This window comes from Pseudomonas sp. NFPP24 (assembly GCF_900112095.1).
Lineage (GTDB): Bacteria > Pseudomonadota > Gammaproteobacteria > Pseudomonadales > Pseudomonadaceae > Aquipseudomonas > Aquipseudomonas extremorientalis.
Genome location: NZ_FOKD01000009.1, coordinates 72,297 through 96,502 on the forward strand (window position 1 = coordinate 72,297; position 24,206 = coordinate 96,502).

The following is a 24,206-nucleotide window of genomic DNA, read 5'->3' on the forward strand; positions in this document are numbered from 1 at the left end:
GATTTTCAGTAGACCAAACCGCTCACGCGGATGGCAGCTGTTTCCCATCCCCGATATGGAAAACGGTACGGGTGTTGCAGGAAGAGCCTGGCACTCGCAATCAAATATAGAACGTGGAGACAACCCCCCATGCAAACCGACACAACTCGCGAGAACCCGCAAGGCTCCGTGCCGCAGGCCGCTGATTCGAACCTGGATCTGTCCGCCACCGCACCTGGCCAACTGCGTGTGATCAAGCGTAACGGCACTGTCGTTCCTTACACCGATGACAAAATCACCGTCGCCATCACCAAAGCGTTTCTTGCAGTTGAAGGCGGCACCGCTGCCGCTTCGTCGCGCATCCACGACACCGTTGCCCGCCTGACCGAACAGGTCACCGCGACCTTCAAGCGTCGCATGCCGTCGGGCGGCACCATCCACATCGAAGAAATCCAGGACCAGGTCGAACTGGCCCTGATGCGTGCCGGCGAGCAGAAAGTCGCCCGCGACTACGTGATCTACCGTGATTCGCGTGCCAAGGAACGTGCGGTACGCTCCCCGGCCGAAGAAGCCGCCGTGCAAGCGCATCCGTCGATCCGTATCACCCTGGCAGACGGCAGCTTTGCACCGCTGGACCTGGGCCGCCTGAACACCATCATCACCGAGGCCTGCGAAGGCCTGGAAGAAGTCGACGGTGACCTGATCCAGCGCGAAACCCTGAAGAACCTGTACGACGGCGTGGCCCTGACCGACGTCAACACCGCCTTGGTGATGACCGCCCGTACCCTGGTTGAACGTGAGCCGAACTACTCGTTCGTGACCGCGCGCCTGCTGATGGACACCCTGCGTGCCGAAGGCCTGGGCTTCCTGAAAGTCGCCGACAGCGCCACCCACCACGAGATGGCTGACCTGTACGCCAAGGCCCTGCCGGCCTACATCGCCAAGGGTATCGAATTCGAATTGCTGAACCCGGTCCTGGCTACCTTCGACCTGGAAAAACTCGGCAAGGCGATCAACCACGAGCGTGACCAGCAGTTCACCTACCTGGGCCTGCAGACCCTGTACGACCGTTACTTCATCCACAAGGACGGTATCCGCTTCGAACTGCCGCAAGTGTTCTTCATGCGCGTGGCCATGGGCCTGGCGATCGAAGAGAAGCAGAAAGAAGACCGTGCCATCGAGTTCTACAACCTGCTGTCGTCCTTCGACTACATGTCGTCGACCCCGACCCTGTTCAACGCCGGCACCCTGCGTCCACAGCTGTCCAGCTGCTACCTGACCACCGTGCCGGATGACCTGTCGGGCATCTACCACGCGATCCACGACAACGCCATGCTGTCCAAATTCGCCGGCGGCCTGGGCAACGACTGGACCCCGGTGCGTGCATTGGGTTCGTACATCAAGGGCACCAACGGCAAGTCCCAGGGCGTCGTGCCGTTCCTGAAAGTGGTGAACGACACCGCCGTCGCCGTAAACCAGGGTGGCAAGCGCAAAGGCGCGGTGTGTGCCTACCTGGAAACCTGGCACATGGACATTGAAGAGTTCATCGAGCTGCGCAAGAACACCGGTGATGACCGTCGTCGTACTCACGACATGAACACCGCCAACTGGATCCCTGACCTGTTCATGAAGCGTGTCTTCGATGACGGCAAGTGGACCCTGTTCTCGCCATCCGAAGTCCCGGACCTGCACGACCTGACCGGTAAAGCCTTCGAAGAGCGCTACGAGTACTACGAAGCCCTCACCGAGTACCCAGGCAAGGTCAAGCTGTTCAAGACCATCCAGGCCAAAGACCTGTGGCGCAAAATGCTGTCCATGCTGTTTGAAACCGGCCACCCATGGCTGACCTTCAAAGACCCGTGCAACCTGCGCAGCCCGCAGCAGCACGTGGGCGTGGTCCACAGCTCGAACCTGTGCACCGAGATCACCTTGAACACCAACAAGGACGAGATCGCCGTTTGCAACCTGGGCTCGATCAACCTGCCGAACCACATCGTCAACGGCAAGCTGGACACCGCCAAGCTGGAGCGCACCGTCAACACCGCCGTACGCATGCTCGACAACGTGATCGACATCAACTACTACTCGGTGCCACAGGCGCAAAACTCCAACTTCAAGCACCGTCCGGTGGGCCTCGGCATCATGGGCTTCCAGGACGCGCTGTACCTGCAGCACATCCCGTACGGTTCGGATGCAGCGGTCGAGTTCGCCGACAAGTCCATGGAAGCGGTCAGCTACTACGCGATCCAGGCTTCCTGCGACCTGGCCGACGAGCGCGGCGCCTACGAGACGTTCCAGGGTTCGCTGTGGTCCAAGGGCATCCTGCCGCTGGATTCGCAACAGATCCTCATCGAAGCCCGTGGCCAGAAGTACATCGACGTCGACCTGAACGAATCCCTGGACTGGGCGCCGGTACGTGCCCGTGTACAGAAAGGCATTCGTAACTCCAACATCATGGCCATCGCACCGACTGCCACCATCGCCAACATCACTGGCGTGTCGCAGTCGATCGAACCGACCTACCAGAACCTGTATGTGAAATCGAACCTCTCGGGCGAATTCACCGTGATCAACCCGTACCTTGTTCGCGACCTCAAGGCTCGCGGCCTGTGGGATTCGGTCATGATCAACGACCTGAAGTACTACGACGGTTCCGTACAACAGATCGAGCGCATCCCGCAAGAACTCAAAGAGCTCTACGCGACCGCCTTCGAAGTAGACACCAAGTGGATCGTTGACGCGGCCAGCCGTCGCCAGAAGTGGATCGACCAGGCTCAGTCGCTGAACCTGTACATCGCCGGCGCATCGGGCAAGAAGCTGGACGTGACCTACCGCATGGCCTGGTACCGTGGCCTGAAAACCACTTACTACCTCCGTGCCCTGGCCGCGACCAGCACCGAGAAGTCGACCATCAACACCGGTAAGCTGAACGCTGTTTCCAGCGGCGGCAACCACGGTGATGATTCGGTGCTTGCTGCGCCAGCCGGCCCGGCGCCAGTGCCAAAAGCCTGCGCGATTGACGAGCCGGATTGCGAAGCTTGCCAGTAAGCTGAGCCTGCCTTGGGTTTAACCCAAGGTTGAAAGCCCCCGATAGACCTTTGGTGTATCGGGGGCTTTCTTTTGCCCGGAAACAAAGCGTATTCGACCTAAAACAACACGGTCGCTATACCCGACCGAGGCGCGCCACCGCGCCGGCCCCACAACTCGACCCGGCCGTTGATCACCGCCATCGAATGGTTGCCGTACTCCACCGTCCCCACTTTGCTGCTTCTCAAATCAGCGTCTGTCGCCGGCCTGTAATGGCCTCTCAAGCCCAAACGGTCCAGCCCTTCACGCGCGAACTCACCATCATTGAGGCTGTTCATTGCCGCCTGGAAACTGCGCCCGGCCCAACCGTCGTTGTTTTCTATCTGCGCCCGCTTGGCACTCGCGGCATACATGAAATTGGCGTCCGTCATCATCGCCGGATCATCGCCCCTGAAGCGCGCGTGAGTAGCAGCCTGTCTCAACTCATCTTTGGTCAAGGAAAGCTTGAAACCGTCTCGCATCATCACTTCATAGCCGTTGCTCGTTTCCTTAACCTCCTTGAACACATCGGTAGGTTTCTGGCCGAACTGCATCATTGCGGCTTTTATCGCCGAAACGGTGATGCAGTTTCCATCCGGCCCCTGACTGAAGCCGCTCCAGATATTGTCCGGTTTTCTACCTGGGTCACTGTTGTCTGGTTTGTAATTGAAATAGTTAGCCCCCTCGGTAATGGGCTTGTTGCTCATGGCTTCGGAGGGGCCAAAGTCTTGCGGATTGACTCTAACGCCGCCTGCGCCGCGCGGAGAAGGTGCCTGTGAGGGAGGCGCGGGAGGACGCTCATCGGGAAACAGGCCCGGAAACATTGCCTTCAACCACTCCCACCAGGCGTCAGTCCTGTCTTTCTTCAGCTCCTCGAGGATCTCCTTGAATTTCTCATCGCCAAGTTCTTCTCGTATTTTATTGAGCTTGTCACGCAGATCCCGAACGGTCTGGTTCTTCGACGTTTTCTCGGCATCTTCAAGTTCCTTGAGCAACTGACTGATCGTTTGCTTATTGGAGCCTGTGTCTTGCGCTGCACTCTGCGAACGGCTCACATCTACCGGGTAATACCGATCCCAGGCCACACTATGACGCGCACCTCCAGCCTCTTGGGCAGATGCCGACGACCCCCACATACCTAGCGCTCCCCCTGTATGATCCAAAATGTCTTACGTCTGGATAAGTGGAAAGAACGGAGTGATCGGTTCCTGTTGGAAAGATCGGGATATAGAACTGCACGCAAAAAAAAGCCCCTCTCTCGAGGGGCTTTCCTGGGCTGGAACGTCAGGCCAACAGCATCACGTCATCTGAATGATGGTCTGCATGATGGTGCTCTGGGTGGAGATGGTCTTGGCGTTCGCCTGGTAGTTGCTCTGGGCCTTGATCAGGTCCACCAGCTCGTTGGTCAGGTTGACGTTGGAGTTCTCCAGGGAGTTGGCCACGATCGAACCCAGGGTACCGGCTTGCGGGGTGTCGTAACCCGGCTGGCCGGAGGCGAAGGTCTCTCTCCAGGTAGTACCGCCGGCTGGCTGCAGGCCCTGCTCGTTGTTGAAGCTGGCCAGGGAGATCTGGCCGATGGCCTTGCTCTGCTGGTTGCTGAACGTGGCGAACAACACGCCGCTGCCGTCGATTTTCAGCCCGGTGATCTGGCCGGTGGCGTAGCCATCGGTGACCGGTGGGTTGCGGTAGGTGGCCGAGTTGTACTGGGTGATGTTGGCCATGTTGACGGCGATACCTGCTGGGTTCGCATCCGCACCGTTGGCCTTCCACACACCGTTGGTCACGGTGCCAGGAACCCAACCGGTAATGGTCAGGGTCTTATCGGAGACACCACCGGTGACCACACTGGTGAGCTTGCCGGCGCCGTCAAAGGTCAAGGTCGATGGCACAGGTGGAGTCGATGGGGTGCCGGTTGGCGCCGAACCGTCGGGGTTGCGACCATCGATCAGGGTATAGGCATTCCACTTGTTACCGTCGGTTTTCACCAGGTATTGCACCATCGGGTGCGCGTTGCCCTGGGAGTCGTACAAGGTGGTGCTGTACTGGGTGGTAAAGGTGCTGGTGTCGTTCGGGTTGAACGGCTTGGCCACCTGGTCGATCACCGGCTCCGAGGAGTTCAGGTTACTGGTGGAATCCACTTTGGTGGAGGCCTTGGGCGGCAGGTTCGACAGGTTCAGTTGCAGGTCGGTCAGGCCGCCCTTGATGATCTTGCCATCCGCATCTGCCGCGTAGCCTTGCAGGCGCGAAGTGCCGGTGTTGTTGGTGATGTAGCCGTCTTTGTCGGCACGAAAGGCACCGCTGCGGGTGTACTCCAGCGAACCGTCGCTGCCCTTCTGCACGAAGAAGCCGCCACCCTGGATCGCCATGTCCAGGATCCCGCCGCTGCCGTTGACGTCACCTTGGGTGAACTGCTGCGACACGGCCGCCAGGTTCACACCGTTGCCGATGCTGTTCTGGCCGGTGCCCAGCTTGGACGCGGCGTAGATGTCGGCGAATTCCGCACGGGACGACTTGAAGCCCGTGGTCGCGACGTTGGCGATGTTGTTGCCGGTCACGTCCAGTTGTTTGTTGGCCGCATAGAGGCCGCTAAGGCCGATGTTAAAAGACATGTTTCTCTCCCTCTGCCGTATTTAGCCGGCTCTATGTACCGATAGTCTGAATTTGCGACAGCTTGACGCTGCCCATGCCGCCCGCCAGGTTCAGCAGCATTTCGCCGCCGGTCTTGCTCAGGGTCACGCTCGTTACCGTCGCGGGCAGCGAAGTGGCCAGGGCAACGGAGTCACCCTTGTCGTTCTTGGTGGTGGCGTTGAAGGTGTAAGTGCCCGCCGGGGCAACCTCGCCCTTGTCGTTCTTGCCATCCCAGATGAAGCTCTGGGTGCCGGCACTCTGGGCCCCCATGTCGATGGTGCGCACCACGTTGCCGTCTTTGTCGGTGATCTTGACGGAGACGTTGCCCACCGCCGAGGTCACCGCCACCGAACCGGTCATGCTCTTGCTCGTATCCACCATGGCCTTGTCGGTCTGGATGATGATCGAGCGCCCGACCAGCGACGAGGCCTGCAACGCCTGCGACGAGCTGAAGTTGGTGGAGATCGCATTCACCGAGTCGTTCAGGGTGTTGATGCCTTCCAGGCTGCTGAACTGCGCCAGTTGCGCCACGAACGCGCCGTTGTCTTGCGGCGACAGCGGGTTCTGGTTTTTCAGCTGGGTTACCAGCAGTTGCAGGAACGCATCCTTGCCCAACGCCTGCTTGCCCGTCGCCTTATTGGCGGCGTCGCTGACGCTGCTGTTGTCCTGGGCGTTCTTGACCTTGGAGTTGAACAGGTCCTGGACCGGCGTGTTGTTTGATGTATCAACGATGGCCATTATTTGGCGCCCCTTATCACTGACCCAGGGTCAGGACCTTCTGCATCATGGTTTTGGCGGTGTTCATCATTTCCGCATTGGTCTGGAACGAGCGGCTGGCGGAAATCATGTCAGCCATTTCCTCGACCACGTTGACGTTGGGGTAGTAGACATAACCCTTTTCGTTCGCGGCGGGATGGTTGGGTTCGTAGCGCGCTTCAAGGTTGCTCTGATCTTCAACCACACCGAGCACCTGCACGCCGGAGCCGGCGGCACCCTGGTCCTGGAACAGCGAATCACTGCCACCGTTCTGGCCAGCCTGGAACATGGTGGCGAACACCGGGTGACGGGCGCGGTAGGTCTGGTCAATGCTCGAAGACACGGTCTCGGCGTTGGCGATGTTACTGGCGACGGTGTTCAAACGCGTGGTCTGCGCGCTCATGCCACTGCCGGCAATATTCAAAACACTGGACAGGGACATGGCTTACTCTCCACGCAGGGCTGACATCAGCCCTTTGAATTTGCTGTTGAGCAGGGTAAAGCTGGCTTGGAAGTTCACCGAGTTCTCGGCGTAGGCCGATTGCTCCAACTGGGCGTCGACGGTGTTCTGGTCGATCGACGGCTGCATCGGCGTGCGATACAGCAACGACTCGTCGCCATTGCTCAAGCCTTGCGCTTCGATATGACGACTGTTGGTCATGTTCAAGGCGAAGGTGCCGTTCTTGGTCTTGTCTTGCTGTGCGGCGAGCACGGCGGAGAAGTCCAGGTCCCGAGCCTTGTAGTTCGGGGTGTCGGCGTTGGCAATGTTGTTGGCCAGGACTTCGGCACGCTGGGCGCGGAAGCCCAGGGCTTGTTCGTGGATACCGAGCGCTTTATCGAAGCTGATGCTCATGGCGGAAACCTTCAAGGGCTGACCTGCTTTTCGTTACCAGGGTTATAGCAAGGTGCATGCCAACCTGGCGAAGGCCCGTATATCAAGGGTTCTGGAGGAGGTTGCCAGCGGCAATGCCAGAAAAGCGGCAAGCGGTTTCCGCGTGGCGCCAGTAAAGCGGCAATGAGGGTTGCCGCTTTACTTGGGTTTGCCGCAAACAAATGTGGGAGGGGGCTTGCCCCGATGGCAGCGGTTCAGTTGATACATCGATCACTGACACACCGGCATCGGGGGCAAGCCCCCTCCCACATTTTTTTACCCCGTCAGCCTTACTTGGCCTGGTAGATGATCCCCGGGCTGCATTGCACCATCTGGAAATGGTCCGGCAGACCGTTCAGCGCCTCAGAAGCGCCAAGGAACAGATAACCACCGCGCTTGAGCGTGCCGTGGATGCGCAGCAGGATGTCTTTCTTCACTTCGGCCGAGAAGTAGATCAGCACGTTGCGGCAGAACACCATGTCGAACTTGCCCAGGCTGGCATAGCTGTCGAGCAGGTTGAAGGAGCGGAACTCCACACGGTTCTTGATCGGCGCCTTGACCGCCCAGCGTCCCGCCCCTTTCGGGTCGAAGTAACGCTGCAGGCGTTCCTGGGACAAACCACGCCCCAAGGCCAGGCTGTCGTACTCGCCGGTCTTGCAGTTGGTGAGCATGGTGCCGGACAGGTCGGTGGCCACGATTTGCGCCCCGGCCTTCAACTGGCCCATGTTGGTCCGCTCGAACTCATCGATGGACATCGAAATAGAGTACGGTTCCTGCCCCGAGGAACAGGCGGCCGACCAGATACGCAGGCGCTGGCCCGGGCTGGCCTTGATGGCCTCCGGCAGCACTTTGCTCTTGAGCACTTCAAACGGGTAGGTATCGCGAAACCACAGGGTTTCGTTGGTGGTCATGGCATCGACCACCATCTCCTTGAGCCCGCTGCGCGGCTGGCCCTGGATGCGCTGGACCAGCTCACCCAACGACTTGATACCCTGCTGCTCCATCAGTTTGTTGAGACGGCTGGATACCAGGTACTGCTTGTTTTCACCGAGCAATATGCCACAGGCTTTTTCCAGGAAGACCCGGAACTGTTCAAAATCCAAATTACCTGTAGACACTGATACCGCCTCTAAAATCGTATGACCGCCAAGGGAAACACCTTAGCTGTGATCTGCTGCCTTGATCCGGTCGACAACCCGGGATGCCAGGTCATCAGGACGGAATTTGGCCAAAAAGTCATCGGCACCGACCTTCTTGACCATCGCCTGGTTGAATACACCCGACAACGAAGTATGCAGGATGATATGCAATTTTTGCATGCGTGGATCGTTGCGGATCTCGGCCGTGAGGGTATAGCCGTCCATTTCCGGCATCTCGATGTCGGAGATCATCATCAAGAATTCTTCCTCCGGCTTCTTGCCGTCGTCCACCAGCTTGCGCAGGTAGTCCAACGCCTGGCGACCATCATTGAGGGCGACCACTTCAACCCCGACGGTTTGCAGGCAACGGGTCACCTGCTTGCGCGCCACGGACGAGTCGTCCACCGTGAGCACGCGCAGTGAGACTGCCTTGTGCGCGGTTTCGGCGTCCACCACACCCACGGAGATCGACTCAGAGGTAGGCGCCACTTCGGCGAGGATTTTCTCGACGTCGATGATTTCCACCAACTGGTTGTCGACCCGCGTCACCGCCGTGAGGTAGTGATCGCGACCGGTGCCCTTGGGTGGCGGATGGATCTCTTCCCAGTTCATGTTGACGATGCGCTCCACCGAGCGCACCAGGAAACCCTGGGTCTTGGTGTTGTACTCGGTAATGATCACGAACGGGTTTTCGCGGTCCTGCAACCCGGCGGAACCGGTGGCCAGGGCCAGATCAAGAATCGGGATCGTCGCGCCACGTATGTTGGCAACGCCACACACCACCGGGCTGGACTTGGGCATGATCGTCAGCTTGGGGCATTGCAGCACTTCCCGCACCTTGAACACGTTGATGCCATACAACTGCTTGCCATCCAGGCGAAAAAGCAACAACTCCAGGCGATTCTGCCCCACCAGCTGTGTGCGCTGGTTTACTGAATCCATTACTCCTGCCATGCCTTGACTCCCACGCTAAAACCTTCGGCCATACCTATAAGGGCAGTGACGCGCACCCAACACTAAACGGCACGAGCTTTGCTATTTATTGGTCATGGATATTAAAACGACAGTTTCCCGACGCCTCCACCTGACACGGTATTGCAGACTGCTCTGCGCGCCGCTGGCACTGCTTGCCTTGGGCCTGGGCGCCACGGCCCGCGCAGATAACGTCACCTTGCCTGATCTACTTATCGGCGTCACCCAGGGCTTTCTTGAGTTCACTGTAGAAGATTATCTGGCGACCACACAGACGCCGGGGCGTTACGAAATCCAGGTCAACCAGTTGGACCCGCGCCTGCGCATGCCAATGTGCGACAAGGAATTGACAGCCACCCTGGAAAGCCCCGCCCAGCCCATCGGACGTGTAACGGTCAAGGTGCGTTGCGACGGCGCCTCGCCCTGGACGGTGTTCGTGCCCGCTCAGGTCAAATTATTCCGCGATGTGGTGGTGGTTGCCCGTCCACTTAAACGCACGGGCATTATCGGTTTCGAGGACGTGGTGTTGCGCGAGCGCGATATCAGCATGATCAGCCAGGGCTACCTGACCTCCCTCGACCAGGCCGTCGGGCAGAAACTGACCCGACCAGTGGTCACCGATCAGGTCATCACCCTGGTGCAGTTGGAGCAGGCCGAGGTGATTCGCAAAGGCGACCAGGTAGTGATTTCCGCCAGCAGTGGCGCGCTGCAGGTCAAAATGCCGGGGGAGGCCTTGTCCAACGGCGGCATGAGCGAACAGATCCGCGTGAAGAATCTCAACTCCAACCGGGTGATCAAGGCGCGGGTCACGGCCCCCGGCCAAGTGGAGGTGGCTTTATAGACCACTGGTATCAGACGCCAGCTTTTCCTACACTGTCGGTTGGATGCCGGCCTGTGCAGTTTATTGTCATTCGAGCCTAAAGTTTGTCCAGATATGGCCGAAAACATGGCAAGCGTCCAAATACCCAGAGGTTTTTTGATCATGGTCATCGATTTCAGCCGTTTGAATAACACCCCGACGACGTCGGCCCCTACGCGCACTGCCGGCACCAAGGACAGCGTAGAAGCCAAGGCCCAGCCAGTGCCCGTCAAGGCAGAACAGGCCAGCGCCAGCCAGAGCGGGGAATCCGTACACCTGAGCAATGAGGCTCAACAGTTGCAGAAGGTCACTGACTCGCTGCGCGATCAACCGGTGGTCAATAAAGCCCGTGTGGCCGAATTGAAACAGGCAATCGCCGATGGCAGCTATAAAGTCGACAGCAACCGTGTAGCCAGCAAGCTGCTTAATTTCGAAGCCGAGCGCTAGGCAAAGGCCTGCGCCGGGCTTTTGGACGCTTAAACCCCAAGGCCAGCCATGCATCACGACGAAACCCTGCTTCAACTGATCATTGATGATCTAGCACCGACGCAATTGCTGCTGGAGCTGCTCAGGGAAGAATCCCTGGCCCTTTACGGCCGGGACATGCCCCTGCTGGAAGAAATTCTGGCGCGCAAGCAATCGCTGATTGTCCTGCTGGAACAGCACGGCAAAAAACGCAGCGAGATCCTCGTCAGCCTGGGCCTGCCGGCCGACCATGATGGGCTCGCGCAGCTGGCCAGCCACTCCTCGGTCGGCGATCAACTACTGGCCCAGAGCAAAGCACTCAACCAATTGCTCACCCAGTGCCAGGAAGCCAACCAGCTCAACGGTCAGTCGATCCAGCTTCAGCAAGCCACGACCGCCAACCAGTTGCGTATACTTCACGGCGGAGAGCCTCCAGCGCTTTACAACGCTCAGGGTTCCACCTCGCGCCTGGTCAAGCCAAGCACCCGCAGCCAAGCCTGACGCCGGTTTACAGCGCAGCCTATCCAAGGCGCGCCACATACTGGCAGAATGCCTGCTCTTGCGTGTAGTCGTATTTTGTCTGGAGATGGAAGAACCGTGTTCAACGCCCTTAATGCGGAAGATGCCCCGCAGCCACCCAAGGTCCTCACCACGCCTCTGGAAATCGCCAGTACCTTGCGCATGCTGCAAGAAAGCCATGACCCGCTGATCATCACCTTCCATGAACGCAGCCAGCGCTTTCAGAGCTACCTGGTAGACGTCAATCGGGACAGCGGCACGTTGGCCCTGGATGAAATGATTCCTCGCGATGGCGAACGCCACCTTGAAAACGGCGAACCCTTCCGTATCGAAGGTTTCCACGACGGCGTGCGTGTCGCCTGGGAAAGCAATGGCAACCTGAGCATCAGCGAAAAGGACGGCCACCGCATCTACACCGGTAGCCTGCCCAGCGAAGTGGTCTACCACCAGCGTCGCAATGCCTTTCGCGCGGCATTGAAACTGGCGCAACTGGTGAACATCGAGCTGGGTGGCGAGAAGCTCAAGGCCCCGGTCAGCGGCAAGCTGCTGGATATTTCCGCCACAGGTTGCAAATTGCGCTTCGAAGGAGACATCTCCGAGCGCCTGCAACTGGGCCAGGTCTACGACCGCTTCATCGCCGCCCTGCCCTTTGGCAGCATGACCACTTCGGTCGAACTGCGTTACCTGCATTTCGAAGAAAAGATCAACACCACGTTTGCCGGCGTGCGCTTCCACAATATGAGTGGTTTGGTGCAGCGCCAGGTCGAGCGCTTTGTGTACCAACTGCAACGCGAAGCACGGCGTTTCGACAAAGACGACGATTTTTAAACTCAAAGATCGCAGCAAAAAAACGGGCAGCCCCTGATGGGATCTGCCCGTTTTTTTTGCATTCAGGGGCGCGCCCTGCTCAAGTCGTGAGGATGCTCGTCCGGGCCCGGCGGCTCAGGCGGCCCCTCAAAAAGCGGCTCGTCGACCGGCGTGACCGTTTCCGGCTCGGGTTCCGGCGTGGCGGTTTGCATTTGCTCCTGCACCACCGCCTCGTCCACCCGCGGATCGAGGCAGGCGACCAACGGCGAGCTGGACATGCTGTCGGGCATCGCCACGTGGTGCAACGGCGCGTCATCCACCTGATGCAGGTTAGTCACGGCTTTCGGCCGAATTCGCCACACCAGGATCAGCGCACACAGACTGAAAAACGCATACAGCATGTGACTGCCAAACATCTTCATCACCACACCGGCCAGCAACGGCCCGATACTCGCGCCGACACCGTAGGTCACCAGCAGCATGGCGGTGAGCGAGACACGACGGTCGCCTTCCACATGATCGTTGGAGAACGCCACCGCCAGCGGGTACAAACAGAATTGCACCAGGGAACACAAGAAGCCCGCCACGAACAGCACTTCAAGTGGCACTTTGGTCAGTATCGCCAGCGGTAGCGCCGCCACCGCCAGGCACAGGGCAAAGCAACGAATCAGCAGCGCGCGATCATAGCGGTCCGACAACCAGCCCAACGGCCACTGCACCAACAGGCCGGCAAAAATGCAGCTACCCATGAAAAGACCCACCTGCTCGGTAGTAAGGCCCTGCTGGGAGGCATAAAGCGGCGCCAGGCCGTAGAACGAGCCCACGATTACCCCCGCGCCCAGCACGGTACTCAACGACTGCGGCACGCGCTTTATGAAGAAGCGTGGCTCCATCGGCGCCGGATGCAGGGGCGCCGGGTGAATACGGCGAGTCATGGCCACCGGCACCAGGCACAGCGCAAAGCACAGCGCGACCAGCATCAGCAATTCGAGGCCGAGCTGAGGGTGCATGACCAGGATCAACTGGCCGAGCACCAGCCCCAGGTAGGACGCGATCATATAGCCGCTGAACACCACGCCGCGCTGCTTGGCGTCGGCCTGTTCATTGAGCCAGCTCTCGATGACCATGTACTGGCACATCATCCCCAGGCCCACGATGATCCGCAGCACGATCCAGGCCGGCAGCCAGTCGACCAGGCCATGGCCCAGCACCGCCGCGCCGACAATGCCGGCGCAGGTTGCATAAGCACGTATATGCCCGACCCGGGCGATCAGGCGGTGGCCGATCTTGCCGCCCAGCACCAGGCCGAAGTAGTTGGCCGCCATCAGCGCACCGACCCACAGGCTGTCCACCTGGTCGGCCGCCAGGCGCAAGGCCAGGTAGGTACTGAGCAGGCCGGAGCCGATCAGCATCATCAAGGAGGCGAAATAAAGGGCTCGAAAAGATTTCCAGATCTGGCGCATCGGCGTTCCGAGCGGCTCCTTGCAGTGAGAGACAGGGCTATCGGCATGATAGTCCGGGGTGGCCGGGTCCGGACAGGCGGTATGCGCTGTTTCCGGGGGATTATTTGCTACAAGACTCAGACGCAGTCCGGCTGCTCGTGGGATACACGAATCGCTATAAATACACGATGCCAGTGGTGTGAACCTAGAACCCTGGCAAGGTTCGACCCATCTTCGGAAAACGCCCACAAAAAAGCCCCGCCAGACGAATCTGTACGAGGCCTCGAATCTGGTGTCCCAGGGCCGGTTCGAACGGCCAACCTTCCCCTTAGGAGGGGGATGCTCTATCCAATTGAGCTACTGGGACAAATGACAGGCGCCGCGCCTGGCAAGCGGCGACGGACGGCGTGCATGTTAACGGCCAGGTTAGGTTTTGTCATGTCGTCCGTAGGCTTTTTGAGTGTAGGCCGATACTTGCCGGGTGGACCGTGTTTTGACCCCGTCGATACAGGCGCAAGAACCGTATCGTGCAAAATGCACTCCCGCGAAATGCCATCATTGCAAATTGCAACCTGAAAGTCTCTCAAATCAGACTTAAGCCTCTGATTTTATTGAAATAATACATTGGCATGACACCTGCAATACTTCTCCTACAAACCCTAACAAACCACGGCGTTAAGCGGAGAACATAATCATGAACAGTGCCCTTCTGTTAGCCCTCAACACCGTAGCCCTGGCGGCACTGCTCATGTTCCATTTTCAATCGAGCAACAGTCACGACCCCGCGCAGATCACCCAGGCCGTCCCTCATCACTTGCAACAACGTCCGCAACTGGCGGTGATGGCACCGAACGTGCAATCGCCCATACGCCTGACCCAGGATACCCAAGTGGCACCTGCATCTGAACACTGGGTATTCTGAGGAAGCCCCTGATGACCAAATATGCCTGGCTATTCCTTTGCCTGACCGTAGTCACAGCGGTTCTAGGCTTGGGTGAAGACTCTCAAGACGGCGCCACCACCGCTTTCATCGCCTGTGGTGTATTCGCCACTCTCTTGTTGCTGACGCTCATCGTGGGTCGTCGTATCAAATTCGACCCCGTCCTGCGCTGATCCCCGCCACGCCCGACCTTATGTCGCCTGGTCCTCGCATATCGGCAAATTGCCACTAGTCTTAAAACCAAGGGCAAAAGGCCACTTTGCTATAGCATGTGCGGCCTGAAACCCTGTGGTGGCCTGGGCTTGCGGAAGTTCCCCCGTGGATTCACACGGTGAAAAATTTTCCAACCAGTCCGCAAAAATGTAAATGAGTGCTGGCATAAAGCCTTTAGGCAGTTCAATATTTGTCACAGAATTGACGCCAAGGAACTGTCAAATCTGAGGCATGATGCGGCCTCTTTGCAATTCAGGTTGAACTTTGGTCGTGAGCCTTGTCTTAACACTCATCTTGCGGCCAATTCCAAAAACCGCTCCCCTGAACTAACCGGTTAAATATATGCGCCCATTGAAACAGGCAATTTATTCCAGCCGTACGGCTGACAAGTTCGTCGTACGTCTGCCAGACGGAATGCGTGAACGCATTGCCGAGGTGGCTCGCAATCATCACCGCAGCATGAACTCCGAAATCATCGCTCGCCTGGAACAAAGCCTCATTCAGGAAGGTGCGCTGGGCGACGAGTTGAGCATGCGCCTGGACAGCCCAGAGCTGTCGTTGCACGAACGCGAACTGCTGCAGCGTTTTCGTCAACTCTCCCACCGCCAGCAAAATGCTCTCGTTTCGCTTATCGCGCACGACGTTGAGGCGGCCGCAGAAGCCAATTGATCCGCAACTGAAAGCCGAAGCCAGCCAAGTGCTGGCTTTTTTTTGCCTGGGATTTGGGAAGATAATGCAAAGCGGGGGCAGATGTGCCCCCGCAGGATGGAGTCAGAGCAGGAAAATCGTTGCCAAGCCCAGGAAGATGAAGAAACCGCCGCTGTCGGTCATGGCCGTGATCATCACGCTGGCACCCATGGCGGGGTCGCGCCCAAGGCGAGCCAGGGTCATCGGGATCAATACCCCCATCAACGCCGCCAGTAAGAGGTTGAGAGTCATCGCAGCCGTCATCACCACACCGAGCGACCAACTGCCATACAGCAAGCAAGCCACCACACCGATCACCCCACCCCACACCAGGCCATTGATCAGGCCCACCGCCAACTCTTTGCGCAGCAGGCGCGACGAGTTGGCCGTACTGACCTGATCCAGCGCCATGGCGCGCACAATCATGGTAATCGTCTGGTTACCCGAGTTTCCGCCGATCCCGGCCACAATCGGCATCAGCGCTGCAAGCGCCACCAACTTCTCGATCGACCCTTCGAACAAGCCGATAACCCGCGACGCGATAAAGGCTGTGATCAGGTTAATGGCCAACCACGCCCAACGGTTATGCAGCGAGCGCCAAACCGAGGCAAAGATGTCTTCCTCTTCACGCAGACCCGCCATGTTGAGGACTTCGGTCTCGCTTTCTTCACGAATCAAGTCGACGATTTCATCGATGGTCAGACGACCGATCAGCTTGCCGTTCTTGTCGACGACCGGCGCCGAGATCAGGTCATAGCGCTCGAATGCCTGGGCTGCTTCATAGGCATCCTCGTCCGGATGAAAGCTCACGGTGTCACTGGCCATCAGGTCGGCAACTTTCTTCTCCGGATCATTCACCAGCAGGCGCTTGATCGGCAGCACACCCTTGAGAATGCCTTCGTAATCCACCACGAACAATTTGTCGGTGTGACCTGGCAGCTCTTTGAGTCGGCGCAGGTAACGCAGGACCACTTCCAGGCTGACGTCTTCGCGGATGGTGACCATCTCGAAGTCCATCAGGGCGCCGACCTGGTCCTCGTCATAGGAAAGCGCGGAGCGCACACGCTCACGCTGCTGAGTGTCCAACGCTTCCATGAGCTCATGGACAACATCACGAGGCAGCTCAGGGGCAAGGTCAGCCAGTTCGTCGGCGTCCATCTCCTTGGCTGCAGCCAGGAGCTCATGATCGTCCATGTCGGCGATCAGGGTTTCACGAACCGAGTCGGATACTTCGAGGAGGATGTCGCCGTCGCGGTCGGCCTTGACCAACTGCCATAGGGTCAGTCGATCATCCAGCGGCAAGGCTTCGAGAATATAGGCGACGTCGGCGGAGTGCAGGTCGTCAAGCTTGCGCTGCAACTCGACGAGGTTTTGCCGGTGAACCAGGTTTTCAACCAGGTTGTTATTCGGGCCATCCTGGCGGTGCGTAAGGTCTTCGACCACGCGCTGGCGCTGCAGTAGCTCGATGACTTGAGCCAGGCGATCCTGCAGGCTTTCTTGCGTTTTCTTTACTTCTACTTCGGTCATAGGCGAACTCCACTCCCAGCAGCGGGGCACGCCGGAAGGATCAATCAGTCAATTCATGATTGGTAAAACGGGGTACTGAGTAACTACTGGGTAAGTCCATGGAGGTATTCCACAAGCCCCGGCGGGGCTGACGGGCGCAATGATACACCGCCCGGCCACTTTAAACGTCAAAAAACTGGAAAGAACAAGCGCTTGCGAGCCAAAGCTGAGCAAAGGCCGCATCTATGAACTGCGACGACGCAGCGGATGAGGAAAACACATGAAAGCGAGGGAAAAAGAAGAAATCCTACACAAACCCCAGACGGCAAAAAGCCCGCACTAGGCGGGCTTTTTGTTTGTATGGTGCACTCGACAGGATTCGAACCTGTGACCGCTCGGTTCGTAGCCGAGTACTCTATCCAGCTGAGCTACGAGTGCAGATTGTGTTTTTAGACCAGATCACAACTGGCTGTAACCGAATCACCTGCATGACTGCAACTGACGCTTAAATGGTGCACTCGACAGGATTCGAACCTGTGACCGCTCGGTTCGTAGCCGAGTACTCTATCCAGCTGAGCTACGAGTGCATTTGTTGCCGCGCATTATAGGCCGTTCAATCTCTATGTAAAGCTATTTTTTCGAGTAATTTCAACAACTTACCGAAAAAACCAGATTGCAACGTACTAAGCAAATAATGGCGGAGAACGGGGGATTCGAACCCCCGACACCCTTTTGAGGTGTACTCCCTTAGCAGGGGAGCGCCTTCGGCCACTCGGCCAGCTCTCCGCAACACGGGGCGTATATTAACCACGTTCATCCCCGTTTGCAAACATAAAAAACGATAAAAATTAAAGGCTTGGTTCTTCGTCCTTCTCTTTCTTGATCCGCAGGTAAATTTCCTCGCGGTGCACCGCTACCTCTTTCGGAGCGTTAACCCCGATACGTACTTGATTGCCTTTGACGCCGAGCACGGTCACGGTGATTTCGCCATCACCGATAATCAGGCTTTCTGCGCAACGACGAGTCAGAATCAGCATACCTTTCTCCTCACGCATTTCAGTTCAGGAACAACAGTCTGCAAAAAAAAGGCCTTCGACCTACAACCCAAAGGCCATAGCCCTACCGCCTAAGTATTGTCGAGCGCGCGCAAAAGAACATGCGCCCGACAAAAAAAGGAAAGGCGCGGTAAACCGCGCCTTCCAGGCACTGCGTCACTCGCCCTGTCGGGCCGGAGCGTCCAGCTCAAAAGCGGTATGCAGAGCGCGTACAGCCAGCTCCAGGTATTTCTCTTCGATCACCACCGAGACTTTGATTTCCGAGGTGGAGATCATCTGGATGTTGATGCTTTCCTTGGCCAGTGCCTCGAACATGCGGCTGGCAACGCCGGCGTGGGAACGCATGCCCACGCCCACGATCGACACCTTGGCAATCTTGGTATCGCCGACCACTTCACGGGCGCCGATTTCCTTGGCAGTGTTCTGCAAGATCCGCTCGGCCGCATCGTACTCGTTGCGGTGCACAGTGAAGGTGAAGTCGGTGGTGTTATCGTGCGAAACGTTCTGCACGATCATGTCGACTTCGATGTTCGCACCGCTGATAGGACCCAGGATCTTGAACGCCACGCCCGGGGTATCCGGCACGCCACGGATAGTCAGCTTGGCTTCATCACGGTTGAAAGCGATACCGGAAATGATCGGCTGTTCCATGGATTCCTCTTCATCAATAGTAATGAGGGTGCCCGGACCCTCTTTGAAGCTGTGCAATACGCGCAGCGGAACGTTGTACTTGCCGGCGAATTCCACCGCACGGATCTGCAACACCTTGGAACCAAGGCTGGCCATTTCCAGCATCTCTTCAAAGGTGATCTTGTCCAGGCGCTGGGCCACGGACACCACACGCGGGTCGGTGGTGTAGACGCCATCCACATCGGTGTAGATCTGGCATTCATCAGCCTTGAGGGCCGCTGCCAGCGCCACGCCGGTGGTGTCCGAACCCCCACGCCCGAGGGTGGTGATGTTGCCCTGCTCGTCCACACCCTGGAAGCCTGCTACAACTACCACGCGCCCGGCTTTCAGGTCCGTACGGATTTTCTGATCGTCAATCTGCAGGATACGCGCCTTGGTATGCGCGCTGTCGGTGAGGATGCGCACCTGGCTGCCAGTGTAGGACACCGCCGGTACACCGCGCTTATTCAACGCCATGGCCAGCAACGCGATGGTCACCTGCTCGCCGGTGGACACGATCACATCCAGCTCACGCGGCAGCGGCTGTTGGTCACCGCTGACTGCCTTGGCCAGATCGATCAGGCGATTGGTCTCGCCGCTCATGGCCGACAGCACCACCACCAGGTCGTCGCCGGCATCGCGGAACTTCTTAACCTTGTCGGCCACCTGCTCGATTCTTTCGACAGAGCCGACCGAGGTGCCTCCAAATTTCTGTACGATCAAAGCCATTTCTAAGCCGCCTCAGCCCGTAAAGGGGCGCCTAATATCCAATCAACCAGCACCACACCGGCCCGTGACTAGACCACGGGCAGGTTAACAGTGCCTTAAATACCTGCCTCGACAAACGGCACGGTCAGGGCCAGGGCCGCGTCCAGGGCACCGGCGTCTACACCACCGCCTTGCGCCATGTCCGGACGACCACCACCCTTCCCGCCCACTGCCGCGGCGGCTTGCTTCATCAAATCACCGGCTTTGAGTTGGCCAGTCAGGTCCTTGGTCACACCCGCAACCAGAACGACCTTTTCCTCATGGACACCGCCGAGCAGGATCACTGCGCGGCCGAGCTTGTTCTTCAACTGATCGACCAAGGCCAACAGCGCCTTGCCGTCCTGGCCGTCCAGGCGTGCAGCCAGGACTTTCACATCCTTGACGTCCACCGCCGAAGCCGACAGGTCGTCGCCAGCCGCACTGGCCGCCTTGGCCTGCAACTGCTCCAGCTGTTTCTCCAGGGCGCGATTGCGCTCCAGCACAGCGGACAGCTTGTCGATCAGGTTGTCGCGGCTGCCCTTGACCAGGCTGGCCGCTTCCTTGAGTTGTTCTTCCGCCGCATTCAGGTAGGCCAGGGCCGCAGCGCCGGTTACCGCTTCGATACGACGCACGCCGGAGGCTACGCCGCCTTCGCTGATGATTTTCAGCAGGGCGATGTCACCGGTCCGGTTGGCGTGGATACCGCCACACAGTTCCACCGAGAAGTCGCCGCCCATGCTCAGTACGCGCACGCTGTCGCCGTACTTCTCGCCGAACAGCGCCATGGCGCCCTTGGCCTTGGCGGTCTCGATATCGGTTTCTTCGGTTTCTACCGCCGTGTTCTTGCGAATCTCGGCGTTGACGATGTCTTCCAGGGCCTTGATCTGCTCAGGCTTGATCGCTTCAAAGTGGCTGAAGTCGAAACGCAGGCGCTGGCTGTCCACCAACGACCCCTTCTGCTGCACGTGCTCGCCCAGAACCTGACGCAGCGCGGCGTGCAACAAGTGCGTGGCCGAGTGGTTCAGCGATGTGGCGTGGCGCACGTCGGCGTCCACCTGGGTTTCGACCGACGAACCGACAGTCAGGCTGCCCGACGCCAACACACCGTGGTGCAGGAACGCACCGCCGGTCTTGGTGGTATCACGCACATCAAAACGACCCGAAGTCGCCTTGAGGAAACCGCAGTCGCCAATCTGGCCACCGGATTCGGCGTAGAACGGGGTCTGGTCCAGAACCACAACACCGTCATCGCCTTCATTCAGTACATCAACCGACTGGCCGTCCTTATAAAGGGCAACCACTTTGGCCGAACCGCTGGTGGCCTTGTAGCCGGTGAATTCAGTGGCTACGTCAACCTTGACCAGGCTGTTGTAGTCCATGCCGAACGAGCTGGCCGACCGTGCGCGCACGCGCTGGGCTTCCATCTCACGCTCGAAACCTTCCTCGTCGAGGGTCAGGTTGCGCTCACGGGCGATGTCGCCGGTCAGGTCCATCGGGAAACCGTAGGTATCGTAGAGCTTGAACACCACGTCGCCCGGCACCACGGAGCCTTGCAGGTTGGCGAGGTCTTGCTCGAGGATCTTCAGGCCCTGCTCCAGGGTCTTGGCGAACTGCTCTTCTTCAGCCTTGAGCACGCGCTCGATATGCGCCTGGTTCTGCTTGAGTTCCGGGAAGGCTTCGCCCATCTCGGCGACCAGCGCCGCGACGATCTGATAGAAGAAACTGCCGTTGGCGCCCAGCTTGTTACCGTGACGGCAGGCACGACGGATGATGCGACGCAGCACGTAGCCACGGCCTTCGTTGGACGGCAGCACGCCGTCGGCAATCAGGAAGCCACAGGAACGGATGTGGTCAGCCACTACCTTGAGCGAGGCCTGGTCTTCATTGGTGCAACCAATGGCCTTGGCCGCAGCGGCCAGCAGGCTCTGGAACAGGTCGATCTCGTAGTTGGAGTGCACGTGCTGCATCACCGCACTGATCCGCTCCAGGCCCATGCCGGTATCCACCGACGGCGCTGGCAACGGATGCAACACGCCATCGGCGGTGCGGTTGAACTGCATGAACACGTTGTTCCAGATCTCGATGTAACGGTCGCCGTCTTCTTCCGGCGAGCCCGGTGGGCCGCCCCAGATGTCAGCGCCGTGGTCATAGAAGATCTCGGTGCAAGGGCCGCACGGGCCGGTATCGCCCATGGTCCAGAAGTTGTCGGACGCGTACGGCGCGCCTTTGTTGTCGCCGATGCGCACCATGCGCTCAGCCGGCACGCCGACTTCCTTGGTCCAGATGTCATACGCTTCGTCATCGCTGGCGTAGACGGTGACCCAGAGTTTTTCCTTCGGCAGCTTCAGCACGCCCGTCAGGAAGGTCCAGGCGAAGTTGATCGCGTCTTGCTTGAAATAATCGCCAAAGCTGAAGTTGCCGAGCATTTCGAAAAAGGTGTGGTGACGAGCGGTGTAGCCGACGTTTTCCAGGTCGTTGTGCTTGCCACCGGCGCGTACGCATTTCTGGCTGCTGACGGCGCGGGTGTAGGCGCGCTTTTCCTGGCCCAGGAAGCAGTCCTTGAACTGGTTCATCCCCGCGTTAGTGAACAGCAGGGTAGGGTCATTGCCTGGGATCAAGGAGCTGGAGGAGACACGGGTGTGACCTTGCTCTTCGAAGAAGCGAAGGAAGGCTTCACGGATTTCTGCGCTTTTCATTAGGTTCTTCCACGGAGGCTGCGGCCAAAGGCCAGTGCGCAACATCATCAGACGGAGCGACGGCAAAGGGCCGCATTATATCGGCCCTTTGCCGGTGGTACAGCGTGTTTATGCGATAGAGAGGCTCAATTAGACGGTCTGCACAGTCATTTGCGCGAAAATTCGACGAATGTCGCGAGCACTTGCTCGACCTGCGCCCGGCTCACATCCAAATGAGTGACCATGCGCAAGCGTGGTGCGGCGCTCAGCTTGATCCCGCGTTCGGCGGCAAACGCCTTCAAGGCCTGGGCCTGGTCGCCGATCTGCACATAGACCATGTTGGTCTGCACCGGCTCCACCTCGTAACCCGCCTTGCGCAACTCATCCCCAAGCCATTGCGCATTGGCATGGTCGTCGGCCAGGCGCTGCACCTGATGATCCAGAGCGTACAGCCCCGCTGCTGCCAGGGATCCGGCCTGACGCATGCCGCCGCCGACCATCTTGCGCAAACGCCGGGCCTTGGCGATCAGCGCCGTTGAACCGCACAGCACCGAGCCGATCGGCGCGCCGAGGCCCTTGGACAGGCACACCGACACAGAATCGAAATGCCGGGCAATCTCCCGTGCGTCCACCCCCAGCTTCACCGCTGCGTTGTAGAGCCGTGCGCCATCCAAATGCAGGGCCAGGCCATGCTCCCGGGTAAACGCGCGGGCTCTGGCCAGGTACTCCAGCGGCAACACCTTGCCCTGCATGGTGTTTTCCAGCGCCAACAGACGGGTACGGGCAAAGTGGAAGTCGTCAGGCTTGATCGCCGCCAGCACCTGGTCCAGGTCCAGCGAGCCGTCCGCCTGGACTTCCAGCGGCTGCGGCTGGATCGAACCGAGCACGGCTGCCCCGCCACCTTCGTATTTGTAGGTGTGGGCCTGTTGGCCGACGATGTATTCCTCGCCGCGCTCACAGTGGGCCATCAACGCCAGCAGATTGCTCATGGTGCCGGTGGGCACGAACAACGCGGCGGCGAAGCCCAGGCGCTTGGCCAGTTCCGCCTCCAGCCGGTTGACGCTGGGGTCTTCGCCATACACGTCGTCACCGCTGGCGGCAGTGGCCATCGCGTCGAGCATGCCGGGGGTGGGTTGGGTCACGGTGTCGCTGCGCAGGTCGATCACAGACATGAAACAAGCCTCTCGAGGGTTCAGTAAGGTCCTTTTGTGAGTGATTACTGCGGGCAACGCCACGCAATATCAAGCCCCAACTGCATTCAATCGAATACCAACCAAACAAACCGATATAGCTTATCGATATCGCGGTCGTGCAGTTTTCGAAAAACCGTGTTAAAAACTCTCCGCCGCCAGGGTTCTGGTGGCAACGTTCTCAGGGCGGGGTGCAATTCCCCACCGGCGGTAATTACACGCAATGTGTATAGCCCGCGAGCGCTTGGCGCCTCGAACTGCTCACGCAGGACGGCGACAAGGTCAGCAGACCCGGTGTGATCCCGGGGCCGACGGTCATAGTCCGGATGAAGAGAGAACGGGATTGGCACCTGAGGGCCGCGCACGATGTGTGCTTGCGTCCCCTTAAATCCCATTCGATTCATAACGCCCTGTTTTTTTCTTAAACAGGAGTCAGAACATGCAACCCACCGCAATCGACAGCAAAGCCAAGCACCATCACGGCGAACGTATCGCGTTTATCCAGGCTTGCTGGCACAAGGAAATTGTCGACCAGAGCCGTAAAGGCTTCCTCGCCGAGATCATCGCCCAGGGCTACCAGGAATCGGATATCGACTTCTTCGAAGTCGGCGGCGCCTTTGAAATGCCGCTGCACGCCAAGCTGCTGGCCAAGACCGGCCGTTACGCCGGTATCGTCGCCGCCGCGCTGGTGGTGGACGGTGGCATCTACCGCCACGAATTCGTCGCCCAATCGGTGGTCAGCGGCCTGATGCAGGTGCAGCTGGAAACCGAAGTGCCGGTGTTCTCGGTGTCCCTGACCCCGCATCACTTCCACGCCGGCAGCGAACACCAGACCTTCTTCTACGAGCACTTCGTGCACAAGGGCCAGGAAGCTGCACGTACGTGCGCCGACACGCTGAAGAAAGTCCGCGCGATCCGTCGCAGTGAAGAGCCGCAGAAACTGGCGGTCTGACGTTGTTCCAAACGCCCCGTTCTTTAGTGCGGGGCGTTTTGATCTAGATAAGTACCGCCCCGCGCCAGG

General features: G+C 58.9%; 22 protein-coding genes, 4 tRNA genes and 1 riboswitch. Of the genes, 9 read left to right on the top strand and 17 right to left on the bottom strand.

What is annotated here, in order from left to right:
- Positions 1 to 129: 129 nt before the first annotated feature.
- Positions 130 to 3,027 (top strand): ribonucleoside-diphosphate reductase subunit alpha, encoded by a 2,898-nt coding sequence (locus tag BM026_RS19920; RefSeq protein WP_071490518.1) that lies wholly within the window; start codon positions 130 to 132, stop codon positions 3,025 to 3,027.
- Positions 3,028 to 3,125: 98 nt separating this feature from the next.
- On the opposite strand, the gene BM026_RS19925 is transcribed toward BM026_RS19920, so the two are convergent.
- The 7 genes from BM026_RS19925 to BM026_RS19955 all read right to left on the bottom strand — a co-directional run bounded on the left by BM026_RS19925 (position 3,126) and on the right by BM026_RS19955 (position 9,393).
- Entirely contained in the window at positions 3,126 to 4,181 is a 1,056-nt protein-coding gene (locus BM026_RS19925) for a hypothetical protein (RefSeq protein WP_092242493.1), read from the bottom strand.
- A 162-nt stretch (positions 4,182 to 4,343) separates the two neighbouring features.
- Complete coding sequence (flgE, locus tag BM026_RS19930; RefSeq protein WP_093529818.1) at positions 4,344 to 5,654, bottom strand: flagellar hook protein FlgE; 1,311 nt, start codon at positions 5,652 to 5,654, stop codon at positions 4,344 to 4,346.
- Between the two features lie 31 nt (positions 5,655 to 5,685).
- The gene (gene flgD / locus BM026_RS19935) at positions 5,686 to 6,411 is read right to left on the bottom strand and encodes a flagellar hook assembly protein FlgD (protein WP_092242488.1); all 726 of its coding nucleotides are present in this window, start codon (positions 6,409 to 6,411) and stop codon (positions 5,686 to 5,688) included.
- 16 nt (positions 6,412 to 6,427) lie between these two features.
- Entirely contained in the window at positions 6,428 to 6,871 is a 444-nt protein-coding gene (gene flgC / locus BM026_RS19940) for a flagellar basal body rod protein FlgC (RefSeq protein WP_093529820.1), read from the bottom strand.
- Positions 6,872 to 6,874: 3 nt separating this feature from the next.
- Positions 6,875 to 7,282 carry a flagellar basal body rod protein FlgB gene (flgB, locus tag BM026_RS19945; RefSeq protein ID WP_010208346.1) on the bottom strand — a complete coding sequence of 136 codons (408 nt, stop codon included), beginning with the start codon at positions 7,280 to 7,282 and terminating at the stop codon, positions 6,875 to 6,877.
- A 308-nt stretch (positions 7,283 to 7,590) separates the two neighbouring features.
- Positions 7,591 to 8,418: a protein-glutamate O-methyltransferase CheR gene (gene cheR / locus BM026_RS19950; protein ID WP_027607785.1), complete on the bottom strand. Its 828-nt coding sequence runs from the start codon at positions 8,416 to 8,418 to the stop codon at positions 7,591 to 7,593.
- Positions 8,419 to 8,460: 42 nt separating this feature from the next.
- Positions 8,461 to 9,393: a chemotaxis protein CheV gene (locus BM026_RS19955; RefSeq protein WP_071490521.1), complete on the bottom strand. Its 933-nt coding sequence runs from the start codon at positions 9,391 to 9,393 to the stop codon at positions 8,461 to 8,463.
- 94 nt (positions 9,394 to 9,487) lie between these two features.
- Between BM026_RS19955 and flgA the strand changes: the two genes are divergently transcribed.
- The 4 genes from flgA (at position 9,488) to BM026_RS19975 (ending at position 12,082) form a co-directional block, all read left to right on the top strand.
- On the top strand, positions 9,488 to 10,252 hold the full coding sequence (flgA, locus tag BM026_RS19960; RefSeq protein WP_092242486.1) for a flagellar basal body P-ring formation chaperone FlgA: 765 nt from the start codon (positions 9,488 to 9,490) through the stop codon (positions 10,250 to 10,252).
- A 141-nt stretch (positions 10,253 to 10,393) separates the two neighbouring features.
- Positions 10,394 to 10,717, top strand: coding sequence for a flagellar biosynthesis anti-sigma factor FlgM (flgM, locus tag BM026_RS19965; RefSeq protein ID WP_071490522.1), 324 nt, complete (start codon positions 10,394 to 10,396; stop codon positions 10,715 to 10,717).
- A gap of 48 nt (positions 10,718 to 10,765) precedes the next feature.
- Positions 10,766 to 11,236, top strand: coding sequence for a flagella synthesis protein FlgN (locus BM026_RS19970; protein WP_071490523.1), 471 nt, complete (start codon positions 10,766 to 10,768; stop codon positions 11,234 to 11,236).
- 96 nt (positions 11,237 to 11,332) lie between these two features.
- Complete coding sequence (locus tag BM026_RS19975) at positions 11,333 to 12,082, top strand: flagellar brake protein (RefSeq protein WP_071490524.1); 750 nt, start codon at positions 11,333 to 11,335, stop codon at positions 12,080 to 12,082.
- A gap of 62 nt (positions 12,083 to 12,144) precedes the next feature.
- On the opposite strand, the gene BM026_RS19980 is transcribed toward BM026_RS19975, so the two are convergent.
- Positions 12,145 to 13,524, bottom strand: a complete 1,380-nt coding sequence (locus BM026_RS19980; RefSeq protein ID WP_071490525.1) for an MFS transporter — start codon at positions 13,522 to 13,524, stop codon at positions 12,145 to 12,147.
- Between the two features lie 269 nt (positions 13,525 to 13,793).
- A tRNA-Arg gene (locus tag BM026_RS19985) sits at positions 13,794 to 13,870 on the bottom strand.
- A 327-nt stretch (positions 13,871 to 14,197) separates the two neighbouring features.
- On the opposite strand from BM026_RS19985, the gene BM026_RS19990 reads away from it, so the two are divergent.
- The 3 genes from BM026_RS19990 to BM026_RS20005 all read left to right on the top strand — a co-directional run bounded on the left by BM026_RS19990 (position 14,198) and on the right by BM026_RS20005 (position 15,325).
- Entirely contained in the window at positions 14,198 to 14,425 is a 228-nt protein-coding gene (locus BM026_RS19990) for a hypothetical protein (RefSeq protein ID WP_093514549.1), read from the top strand.
- Between the two features lie 11 nt (positions 14,426 to 14,436).
- Positions 14,437 to 14,616, top strand: coding sequence for a PA3371 family protein (locus BM026_RS19995; RefSeq protein ID WP_093128194.1), 180 nt, complete (start codon positions 14,437 to 14,439; stop codon positions 14,614 to 14,616).
- A 382-nt stretch (positions 14,617 to 14,998) separates the two neighbouring features.
- Positions 14,999 to 15,325 carry an Arc family DNA-binding protein gene (locus BM026_RS20005; RefSeq protein ID WP_003175643.1) on the top strand — a complete coding sequence of 109 codons (327 nt, stop codon included), beginning with the start codon at positions 14,999 to 15,001 and terminating at the stop codon, positions 15,323 to 15,325.
- 102 nt (positions 15,326 to 15,427) lie between these two features.
- Here the strand turns inward: BM026_RS20005 and mgtE are convergent, their stop codons facing one another.
- From mgtE to ltaE, 8 genes are all read right to left on the bottom strand, one after another.
- A complete protein-coding gene (mgtE, locus tag BM026_RS20010; protein ID WP_093529822.1) occupies positions 15,428 to 16,870 on the bottom strand; it encodes a magnesium transporter in 1,443 nt (480 codons plus the stop codon).
- 340 nt (positions 16,871 to 17,210) lie between these two features.
- A tRNA-Arg gene (locus BM026_RS20015) sits at positions 17,211 to 17,287 on the bottom strand.
- 72 nt (positions 17,288 to 17,359) lie between these two features.
- A tRNA-Arg gene (locus tag BM026_RS20020) sits at positions 17,360 to 17,436 on the bottom strand.
- A 108-nt stretch (positions 17,437 to 17,544) separates the two neighbouring features.
- Positions 17,545 to 17,635, bottom strand: a tRNA-Ser gene (locus tag BM026_RS20025).
- A 62-nt stretch (positions 17,636 to 17,697) separates the two neighbouring features.
- A complete protein-coding gene (gene csrA / locus BM026_RS20030; RefSeq protein ID WP_003175645.1) occupies positions 17,698 to 17,886 on the bottom strand; it encodes a carbon storage regulator CsrA in 189 nt (62 codons plus the stop codon).
- A 174-nt stretch (positions 17,887 to 18,060) separates the two neighbouring features.
- Complete coding sequence (locus BM026_RS20035; protein ID WP_092242470.1) at positions 18,061 to 19,302, bottom strand: aspartate kinase; 1,242 nt, start codon at positions 19,300 to 19,302, stop codon at positions 18,061 to 18,063.
- A gap of 95 nt (positions 19,303 to 19,397) precedes the next feature.
- Positions 19,398 to 22,016: an alanine--tRNA ligase gene (gene alaS / locus BM026_RS20040; RefSeq protein ID WP_093128197.1), complete on the bottom strand. Its 2,619-nt coding sequence runs from the start codon at positions 22,014 to 22,016 to the stop codon at positions 19,398 to 19,400.
- A 146-nt stretch (positions 22,017 to 22,162) separates the two neighbouring features.
- Positions 22,163 to 23,167 carry a low-specificity L-threonine aldolase gene (gene ltaE, locus BM026_RS20045; RefSeq protein WP_092242464.1) on the bottom strand — a complete coding sequence of 335 codons (1,005 nt, stop codon included), beginning with the start codon at positions 23,165 to 23,167 and terminating at the stop codon, positions 22,163 to 22,165.
- 191 nt (positions 23,168 to 23,358) lie between these two features.
- Positions 23,359 to 23,528: riboswitch (FMN riboswitch) on the top strand.
- A 96-nt stretch (positions 23,529 to 23,624) separates the two neighbouring features.
- Between ltaE and BM026_RS20050 the strand changes: the two genes are divergently transcribed.
- Positions 23,625 to 24,137, top strand: coding sequence for a 6,7-dimethyl-8-ribityllumazine synthase (locus tag BM026_RS20050; RefSeq protein WP_092242461.1), 513 nt, complete (start codon positions 23,625 to 23,627; stop codon positions 24,135 to 24,137).
- Positions 24,138 to 24,206: the final 69 nt, after the last annotated feature.

Excerpts from the sequence above, each read along its gene's own strand:
- BM026_RS19990 (WP_093514549.1), top strand. The coding sequence starts at position 14,198 with ATGAACAGTGCCCTTCTGTTAGCCCTCAACACCGTAGCCCTGGCGGCA.
- alaS (WP_093128197.1), bottom strand. The coding sequence starts at position 22,016 with ATGAAAAGCGCAGAAATCCGTGAAGCCTTCCTTCGCTTCTTCGAAGAG.
- BM026_RS19980 (WP_071490525.1), bottom strand. The coding sequence starts at position 13,524 with ATGCGCCAGATCTGGAAATCTTTTCGAGCCCTTTATTTCGCCTCCTTG.
- flgA (WP_092242486.1), top strand. The coding sequence starts at position 9,488 with ATGGATATTAAAACGACAGTTTCCCGACGCCTCCACCTGACACGGTAT.
- BM026_RS19925 (WP_092242493.1), bottom strand. The coding sequence starts at position 4,181 with ATGTGGGGGTCGTCGGCATCTGCCCAAGAGGCTGGAGGTGCGCGTCAT.
- BM026_RS20005 (WP_003175643.1), top strand. The coding sequence starts at position 14,999 with ATGCGCCCATTGAAACAGGCAATTTATTCCAGCCGTACGGCTGACAAG.
- flgD (WP_092242488.1), bottom strand. The coding sequence starts at position 6,411 with ATGGCCATCGTTGATACATCAAACAACACGCCGGTCCAGGACCTGTTC.
- flgM (WP_071490522.1), top strand. The coding sequence starts at position 10,394 with ATGGTCATCGATTTCAGCCGTTTGAATAACACCCCGACGACGTCGGCC.
- flgB (WP_010208346.1), bottom strand. The coding sequence starts at position 7,282 with ATGAGCATCAGCTTCGATAAAGCGCTCGGTATCCACGAACAAGCCCTG.
- BM026_RS20035 (WP_092242470.1), bottom strand. The coding sequence starts at position 19,302 with ATGGCTTTGATCGTACAGAAATTTGGAGGCACCTCGGTCGGCTCTGTC.
- flgC (WP_093529820.1), bottom strand. The coding sequence starts at position 6,871 with ATGTCCCTGTCCAGTGTTTTGAATATTGCCGGCAGTGGCATGAGCGCG.
- flgE (WP_093529818.1), bottom strand. The coding sequence starts at position 5,654 with ATGTCTTTTAACATCGGCCTTAGCGGCCTCTATGCGGCCAACAAACAA.
- BM026_RS19955 (WP_071490521.1), bottom strand. The coding sequence starts at position 9,393 with ATGGCAGGAGTAATGGATTCAGTAAACCAGCGCACACAGCTGGTGGGG.
- BM026_RS19920 (WP_071490518.1), top strand. The coding sequence starts at position 130 with ATGCAAACCGACACAACTCGCGAGAACCCGCAAGGCTCCGTGCCGCAG.
- BM026_RS19970 (WP_071490523.1), top strand. The coding sequence starts at position 10,766 with ATGCATCACGACGAAACCCTGCTTCAACTGATCATTGATGATCTAGCA.
- BM026_RS20050 (WP_092242461.1), top strand. The coding sequence starts at position 23,625 with ATGCAACCCACCGCAATCGACAGCAAAGCCAAGCACCATCACGGCGAA.
- mgtE (WP_093529822.1), bottom strand. The coding sequence starts at position 16,870 with ATGACCGAAGTAGAAGTAAAGAAAACGCAAGAAAGCCTGCAGGATCGC.
- BM026_RS19995 (WP_093128194.1), top strand. The coding sequence starts at position 14,437 with ATGACCAAATATGCCTGGCTATTCCTTTGCCTGACCGTAGTCACAGCG.
- csrA (WP_003175645.1), bottom strand. The coding sequence starts at position 17,886 with ATGCTGATTCTGACTCGTCGTTGCGCAGAAAGCCTGATTATCGGTGAT.
- ltaE (WP_092242464.1), bottom strand. The coding sequence starts at position 23,167 with ATGTCTGTGATCGACCTGCGCAGCGACACCGTGACCCAACCCACCCCC.